This is a genomic window from Rhodoferax sp. OV413 (genome assembly GCF_945881795.1).
Lineage (GTDB): Bacteria > Pseudomonadota > Gammaproteobacteria > Burkholderiales > Burkholderiaceae_C > Allorhodoferax.
On the sequence record NZ_CAMCVG010000095.1, the window covers coordinates 1 to 7,996 of the forward strand.

At 62.9% G+C, this 7,996-nt stretch carries 7 protein-coding genes; 1 reads left to right on the top strand and 6 read right to left on the bottom strand.

The window, feature by feature from the left end:
- On the bottom strand, positions 1–998 hold a 998-nt coding region (locus Q0O05_RS10390), incomplete at its 3' end, for an MFS transporter (RefSeq protein ID WP_293662758.1).
- Positions 999–1,134: 136 nt separating this feature from the next.
- Here Q0O05_RS10390 and uvrA point away from each other — a divergent pair.
- Entirely contained in the window at positions 1,135–4,236 is a 3,102-nt protein-coding gene (gene uvrA / locus Q0O05_RS10395; RefSeq protein WP_293662746.1) for an excinuclease ABC subunit UvrA, read from the top strand.
- 39 nt (positions 4,237–4,275) lie between these two features.
- On the opposite strand, the gene Q0O05_RS10400 is transcribed toward uvrA, so the two are convergent.
- The 5 genes from Q0O05_RS10400 to Q0O05_RS10420 all read right to left on the bottom strand — a co-directional run.
- On the bottom strand, positions 4,276–4,971 hold the full coding sequence (locus Q0O05_RS10400; protein ID WP_293662748.1) for a glutathione S-transferase N-terminal domain-containing protein: 696 nt from the start codon (positions 4,969–4,971) through the stop codon (positions 4,276–4,278).
- 33 nt (positions 4,972–5,004) lie between these two features.
- A complete protein-coding gene (locus Q0O05_RS10405) occupies positions 5,005–5,880 on the bottom strand; it encodes an AEC family transporter (protein ID WP_293662750.1) in 876 nt (291 codons plus the stop codon).
- 41 nt (positions 5,881–5,921) lie between these two features.
- Complete coding sequence (locus Q0O05_RS10410; protein WP_293662752.1) at positions 5,922–6,599, bottom strand: glycosyltransferase; 678 nt, start codon at positions 6,597–6,599, stop codon at positions 5,922–5,924.
- Between the two features lie 168 nt (positions 6,600–6,767).
- Entirely contained in the window at positions 6,768–7,607 is an 840-nt protein-coding gene (gene pyrF / locus Q0O05_RS10415) for an orotidine-5'-phosphate decarboxylase (protein WP_293662754.1), read from the bottom strand.
- A gap of 8 nt (positions 7,608–7,615) precedes the next feature.
- Positions 7,616–7,996: uracil-DNA glycosylase (locus Q0O05_RS10420; RefSeq protein ID WP_293662756.1), on the bottom strand; the 381-nt coding region annotated here is incomplete at its 5' end.

A 7,996-nucleotide genomic window follows, 5' to 3' on the forward strand; every position in this document is an offset into this window, starting at 1 on the left:
GCACCGCGCGAATGCGCAGGCGCCAGGCGCGAGGCCAAGCTGGGCTGGCTGGCCTCCAGCACATTGAATCCGCAGAAAAAGACCAGCAGCACCAGCCCCAGCATGAGCACACTCGGGCCGGCCAGCACCAGCCCCCACAGCGCCAGTTGCACCAGCGCAATCAGACCGATTGCCGACAGAAAAACGGCGCGCAAATAGCCACGCCTTTCCAGCGGAAACAAAGTAGCGCCCATCACAAATAACGAGGCCAGCAGCGCGGGCAGGTACACATACCAGTGCTGCTCGCCCGGCAGGCCGGCCTGCACCAACATGGCAGGAATTGCCACCCACATGGAGAGCTGCACCGCGTGCAGCACAAACACACCGAAGTCCAAGCGCAGCAGGCCCGGATGCCGAAGCACGGTGAGCAGACCGCCGCGCCCAGCGTCCACCTGCACCGCGGGCTCAGGCGGCACCCACCACAGCACCACGGCGATTCCGCCCAGCGCCAGCGCGGCGGTTAACGCAAACAAACCGTGCAATCCGACAGAGGCGGCGAGCAAAGGAGACAAGACCAGCGACAACGCAAACACCAGCCCGATGCTGGCGCCCACCATGGCCATGGCCTTGGTGCGCACCACATCGCGGGTCTGGTCGGCGAGCAGGGCTGTGACAGCAGCCGAGATCGCACCCGCACCCTGCAGGGCCCTCGCCGCCAGCAGCCACTGCAGGCTGGGCGCCCAGGCCGCCAGCGCGCTACCTGCCGCAAAAATAAGCAGGCCGGCAATCACCACCGGCTTGCGGCCCCATTTGTCGGACGCCATGCCAAACGGAATCTGCAGCAGCGCCTGGGTGAGTCCATAGATGCCCATGGCCATGCCGACGAACGCCGCATCGTCGCCCCCGGGGTACTTGCGCGCCTCCAGCGCAAACACTGGAAGCACCAGAAACAGACCCAGCATGCGCAAAGCAAAAATGAAGGACAGCGAGGCGCTGGAGCGGCGCTCCAGGGGTGTCATGGCGGAAGCAGGTGGGGTAGCGGGGGCGGGCACGGGGCGGAGGGTCTGTGGCGTTGAGCGCGTCTGCACGCCCGGGACGGCAGCCGCAGGGCCACATTGTCTATCATGGCGGGTTACTCCACCGGCGGCCACGAACTTGAACTCACCCACTGACCACGGCACTTATCTCGCCCGGGCCCTGCAACAGCAGTCCATCAGCGTGCGCGGAGCGCGCACCCACAACCTCAAGAACATCGACCTCGATATCCCCCGCAACCAGCTGGTGGTCATCACCGGTTTGAGCGGCTCGGGCAAGTCCAGCCTGGCGTTTGACACGCTGTATGCCGAAGGCCAGCGCCGTTATGTGGAGAGCTTGTCCACCTACGCGCGGCAGTTTTTGCAGCTGATGGACAAGCCCGATGTGGACATGATCGAGGGCCTTTCGCCGGCCATCAGCATCGAGCAAAAAGCCACCAGCCATAACCCGCGCTCCACCGTGGGCACGGTGACCGAGATTCACGATTACCTGCGCCTGCTGTTCGCCCGCGCCGGCACGCCCTACTGCCCCGACCACCAGCTGCCTTTGCAGAGCCAGACAGTGAGCCAGATGGTGGATGCGGTGCTGGCCCTACCCGACGACACCCGCCTGATGATTCTGGCGCCGGTGGCGCGCGGCAAAAAAGGCGAGTTTCAGGAACTGTTTGCCCAGATGCAGGCGCAGGGCTATGTCCGCTTTCGCATCAACGGCCAGGCCTATGAGGCCGACGCCCTTCCCGCCCTGAAAAAGACCGAGAAGCACGATATCGACGTGGTGGTGGACCGTGTCAAGGTGCGGCCCGAGACCGACCCGGAGGGGCGCGCGCAAGCACGCCAGCGTCTGGCCGAGAGCTTTGAAGCCGCCTTGCGGATTGCCAACGGCCGGGCCATTGCCTCTGAGATGGAGTCGGCTGATGACATCAAAAATGATAGCGACTCGCGCAATGTGGACGGGCTTCCAGGGCCGAAAGAGCATCTTTTTAATGCCAAGTTCGCCTGCCCGGTGTGCAGCTACTCCATCAGTGAGCTGGAGCCGCGGTTGTTCTCGTTCAACTCGCCGGTGGGCGCCTGTCCCACCTGCGACGGGCTGGGCCACCACGAGTACTTTGACCCCACCCGCGTGGTCGCGTTTCCAAGCCTGAGCTTGGCAAGCGGCGCCATCAAGGGCTGGGACCGGCGTAATGCCTACTACTTCAGCATGCTCGAGAGCCTGGCCAAGCACTACCGGTTTGACATTGACGCGCCGTTTGAAAGCCTGCTGCCGCATGTGCAGAACGCCATCCTGCAAGGCTCGGGCGAGGAAGACATCAAGTTCAGCTACGTCATGGACTCCGGCGCCTCCCAAGGCAAGAAGGTCAGCAAAAAGCACCCCTTTGAGGGCATCATCCCCAACATGCAGCGCCGCTACCGGGAGACCGACTCGGCGCTGGTGCGCGAGGACCTGGGCCGGCTGCGCAGTACCCAGCCCTGCCCCGAATGCGCCGGCACCCGCCTGCGGCGCGAAGCCCGCCATGTGAAGGTCGGCGAGGGCGCACAGGCGCGCGGAATCTTTGAGATCAGCCGTGCCACCCTGCGCGAGAGCTTTGATTACTTCAACACCCTGCTATTGAGCGGCGCGCGGGGCGAGATTGCGGCCAAGGTCACCCGGGAAATCGGCCTGCGCCTGAAGTTCTTGAACGACGTGGGCCTGAACTACCTGAGCCTGGACCGCAGCGCCGAGACGCTGAGCGGCGGAGAGAGCCAACGGATCCGCCTGGCCAGCCAGATCGGCTCGGGCCTCACCGGGGTGATGTATGTGCTCGACGAGCCCAGCATCGGCCTGCACCAGCGCGACAACGACCGCCTCATCGGCACTCTGCAGCACCTGCGCGACATCGGCAACAGCGTGCTGGTGGTGGAGCACGACGAAGACATGATGCGCGCGGCCGACCATGTGATCGACATGGGGCTGGGCGCCGGCGTCCACGGCGGCCGGGTGATTGCCCAAGGCACCTTTGATGAAGTCAAGGCCAACCCCGACTCGCTCACCGGCCGCTATCTGGCTAAGACGCTGCAGATCGCCGTGCCTGCGCGCCGCACCCCCTGGCTGCCGGTGGTTGGTACAGCCAAAGCAGTCGCCAAGGCATCCACCAAGGGCGCGGGAAAGGGCTCGCCCAGCAAGGCGGCATTGGCCTGGGCCGAGCGGCAGGCTCACCACATTGCCACCCAGGGCGACCTGCAGGCCATCCGCATCACCGGCGCCAGCGGACACAACCTGAAGGGCGTGGATGTGGCATTCCCCGTGGGGCTGCTGACCTGCGTGACCGGTGTGTCCGGCTCGGGCAAATCCACGCTGGTGAACGACACGCTGTACGCAGCCGTGGCCCGCCAGATTTACCGCGCCCACGATGAACCCGCCACGCACACCTCTATCGACGGCATCCAGTATTTCGACAAGGTCATCAACGTCGACCAGTCGCCCATAGGCCGCACGCCGCGCTCCAACCCCGCCACCTACACAGGCCTGTTCACGCCCATCCGCGAGTTGATGGCCGAAGTACCCACCGCCCGCGAGCGCGGCTACGGGCCGGGGCGCTTCAGCTTTAACGTGGCCGGCGGCCGCTGCGAGGCCTGTCAGGGCGACGGCATGGTGAAGGTGGAGATGCACTTTCTGCCGGATGTGTACGTTCCGTGCGACGTGTGCGCCGGCCAGCGCTACAACCGCGAGACGCTGGAGGTACTTTACAAGGGCAAGAACATCGCACAGATTCTGGACATGACGGTGGAGGCCGCCTACGAGTTCCTGCACGCGGTGCCCACCATCGCGCGCAAGCTGCAGACCCTGCTGGACGTGGGCCTCTCGTACATCCGCCTCGGCCAGGCTGCCACCACGCTCTCCGGCGGCGAGGCGCAACGCGTGAAGCTGGCGCTGGAGTTGTCCAAGAGGGACACCGGCCGCACGCTCTACATCCTGGACGAGCCCACCACCGGCCTGCACTTCGCCGATATTGCGCTCTTACTCAAGGTGCTGCACCAGCTGCGCGACGCGGGCAACACCATCGTCATCATCGAGCACAACCTCGACGTCATCAAAACCGCCGACTGGCTGATCGACATCGGCCCCGAAGGCGGCGCCGGTGGCGGCACGGTGGTGGGCGTAGGAACACCGGAAGACCTGGCAGCCAACCCGCAGAGCCACACCGGGCGGTATTTGGCGCCATTGCTGGCGGGACCATCGCTTTAGAAGAGGGAGTTGCGACCTCTGCTGAAAGCCCCTTATGCGTCAGGCTTCAGGGGCCTTGAGGCGTTCGTTCGATGGGAAGAGCTGTTTGCGTGCTTCCTCATCCATTTCAGCTTTGAAAGCAAACTTTTTCTTCAAGGCCTCCGCGCGCTGAGCGGCAGGACGCGCGTTGATGTCGTCCAGCAGGCGTTTGACGTGGGGCAGTTTTTCCCAGGCACCCGCGCCTAATACAAATGGAACAACGCGAGCCCAGCCCCAAACCGACATGTCGACAACGGTGTACGCATCGCCCAGCATGTAGGGCCGATCTGCCAGCTGGTCGTTGATCAGCTGCCAATGACGCCATGCTTCAAAGTCATAGCGATTCACTGCGTACTCTTTGGGCTCCGGCGCGAAGTGCTTGAAGTGAACGGCCTGGCCGCAGTAGGGGCCGATGCCCGTGGCCACAAACATCAGCCATGAGTACATCTCGGCTTTGTTCTTCGGCGTGTCAGAAGGCACAAACTTGCCGATCTTTTCGGCCAGATAAATCAGCATGGCGTTGCTGTCGAAAACTCGGACATCGTCATCCAGCATGGCCGGAGTTTTCGCATTGGGGTTAATCGCCTTGAAGGCATCGGAGTGCTGCTCGCCCTTGCGGGTGTCTACGGGAATCAGTTCGTACGGCTCGCCGGACTCCTCCAGATACAACGCAACCTTCAATGGGTTGGGCGAAGGATGGAAGTAAAACTTGATCATGACGATTGCCTTTGTGCTGAAGAATGAAAAAAGTTAAGCGAATGCCAGCCAGATACCGAGCGGCAGAAAAGCCAGACTCAACAAATGCCCGATGATGACGGTAGAGGCCACCTTGTTGGGCTCCACCTCGAATTTGTCTGCGAGCATGAAGTTGAAAACCGCGGGTGGCAAACATGCCAACAGAATTAAAGCCCCACGCTCCAGCCCTTGCAAGGGGATCAACCAGAGGGCCAACAACGCGGCTGCCAGCCTGATGATCAAAATCAGGACGCCTGATCGAACGCCCACCCAGGTGTCTGCCACCTGGCTGCTGGCAAGTCTTGCTCCCAACGACAGCAACATCATGGGAACCAGCACACTGCCAATCATGGTCAATGAGGTTTCAAGCCACAGGGGGAGCGTCAGCTGCCATTGCGCGCTGGCAACACCGAGCACCGTCGCCCACACCAGCGGGTTGGCGTAAACCATGCGCCAGTCGACTTTGCCGCTCATCACGCCAGCGCCCACCGTGAAATGCAGCATGTTGGAGATCACCAGCAAGACAACGGCTGCCGGCATTCCTGCCGGTCCGTAGGCCAGGGCAATCAACGGGATACCAATCGGCCCCACATTGCCGAACATGGCACAGGGCAAGAACGCCTGCGGCGTCGCGCCGGAAAATTTCGCCAGGGGCCAGCCGATCAATCCGCTCAGCAGAATCAACACGATCGATGCCCCGGTGAACGACAAGGCAGCGACAGGATCGAACGATTTGGACGACAAAGAAACAAATATCAACACCGGCAAGGCGATGTCAACAATCAGTTTATTGGCACCCCCGAGGTCCGGCTTCACCCTCCGGCTGTAGAGAAAACCGACCAGCACCACCATGAAGATGGGCAGGGTGATGGATGCAATTTTTGAAAACACGCGGGCTCAGCGGCAGTGTGAATCAGTCGCCCCGTGCTGACTCAAGCGGCCAGCGCAGCGTCTTGCTGCTCAAGCACTTTGTGTGGGGCTGGCGCTTCGCCAATTTGGTACTTCAAATGGTTTTCGCGGTGCCGCCGGTAGAACAGCAAGCCTTCCTTCAGGCTGGCGACCGTCGCGTTTTGCTCCAGCATCTTGTCCCACAGATTCCAATCCTCTTGAGGATGTTCACCGTCTTCAAATCGCCGCTGGTAGCCGATGCGCTGCCCGAACGCTGTGCGGTACAGCATCGAGCCATGGTGCTGGGCCTGGCGGTCCCAGTACAAGTCGCCCCAGTGAGGGGTGGTCTGGCCGGGCACCCGGGTCAGGATTTCGTGCTTGAGCTCGCCGGTGACGACGATGTCATAGGTGAGGATATCGGTGGTGGCGTGGGAGAGCAATTCAATCGCATCCGAACGGAGCCAGTTGTCGGCCCCGATGAACATCACGTACTCGGTACGGACACGGGAGAGCATGTCCTGGAAGTTATCGACCGTGCCAAGGTTGGCCGGCCGCAACACGTATTCAACACTCGGGTACAAGGCTGGAAGATGGCTGCAGTCCTTCGCGCCATCATCGACAAACAAAATCCGCGCCGGAGCGCGGGTCTGGGAGAGCAGAGACTCAATGCAGTGCGCTGCAAGGTGCCCGTACTTGTAAGAAGCAATAACAACAGTAATCATCGTGGGGGCGAGTAGAGCACAAGCCCGTGAACAAAGCGACCTAGGGTGCATTTAGGTGCTCTAAGGTGCGTGAAGGCGCCTGAAGCCGCATTAGGGCGACTGAAGAGCAGCGGAGAAGCCACACCTGAGAGAGTCGAGCCCCGTGGCCTGGGGCAAGAGACAGCGGCCCTAAACCTGCGCCGCACGCAGCATCTCGCGGGTACGCAGGGCTTCCTGCCGAGCGGCGGCGGCAAAGTCGGGGCCGGCAGACGCGTACAAAATGGCCCGCGAAGAATTCACGGCAATCGGGGCGGTGGTCTGGCCTGCGGCTGACTTCCAGCCGGCTTTGACGGTGGCGGCGGCGTCGCCGCCTTGGGCGCCCACGCCGGGAATCAAAAGCGGGACGGTGGGCGCCAGGGCCCGCACGCGCTCGATTTCCGCCGGGTAAGTCGCACCCACCACCAGGCCAAGCTGGCCGTTGAGGTTCCAGGGGCCTTGGGCCAGCGCGGCGATGTGCTCATACAAGCGGGGCTGGCCGGGCACATCGCGCAGGTGCTGGGGCTGGAAGTCGTCGCCGCCGGGGTTGGAGGTGCGGCACAGCAAAAAAGCGCCCTTGCCGTGGTACTTCAGGTAGGGCTGCACCGAGTCGAAACCCATAAACGGCGAGAGGGTCACCGCGTCGGCGCCGTAGCGCTCGAAGGCCTCTTTGGCGTATTGCTCGGCGGTGCTGCCGATGTCGCCGCGCTTGGCATCCAGAATCACCGGCACACCCGGCGCGCTGCGGCGCATGTGCTCCATCAGCTTTTCCAACTGGGCCTCGGCGCCGTGGGCTGCGAAGTAGGCGATTTGGGGCTTGAAGGCGATCACCAGGTCGACGGTGGCGTCAACGATGGCAGCGCAGAAGTCATAAATCTTGTTGGCATCGTCGCGCAAATGGTCTGGGAACTTGGCCGGCTCGGGGTCCAGCCCCACGCACAACAAGGAGCCGTTGTCGCGCTCGGCGGCGCGCAGCTGGTCAATAAAAGTCATGCCCTATTTTAGGCAGCGGGTGATGGTGGGGCGGCGATGGCGTCCATGGCCAGGCACAAGTCGGCCCAGGCCTTGGCCTTGTCGGCGCTGTTGCGCAGCAGCAGTTGCGGGTGGTAAGTCACCACCACCGGCACGCCACAGTGGTAGTAGACGCCTCCGCGCAACTTGCCCAGAGGCTGGGTGGCCAGCGCACCGTGCTCGGACAACAGAGTCTGAATCGCGAAGCGGCCCATGGCCAGAATGACTTTAGGGCGAACCAGCGCGATTTCGTTTTGCAAAAAGCGGGCGCATTGCGCCAGATCGGCCGGCTGCGGATTGCGCCCGTGCGGCGGGCGGCATTTGACGACGTTGGTGGCGTAAGCCGCGTGCGCAGCGTCGCCCGTGGTCAC

Excerpts from the sequence above, each read along its gene's own strand:
- Q0O05_RS10400 (WP_293662748.1), bottom strand. The coding sequence starts at position 4,971 with ATGATCAAGTTTTACTTCCATCCTTCGCCCAACCCATTGAAGGTTGCG.
- Q0O05_RS10410 (WP_293662752.1), bottom strand. The coding sequence starts at position 6,599 with ATGATTACTGTTGTTATTGCTTCTTACAAGTACGGGCACCTTGCAGCG.
- pyrF (WP_293662754.1), bottom strand. The coding sequence starts at position 7,607 with ATGACTTTTATTGACCAGCTGCGCGCCGCCGAGCGCGACAACGGCTCC.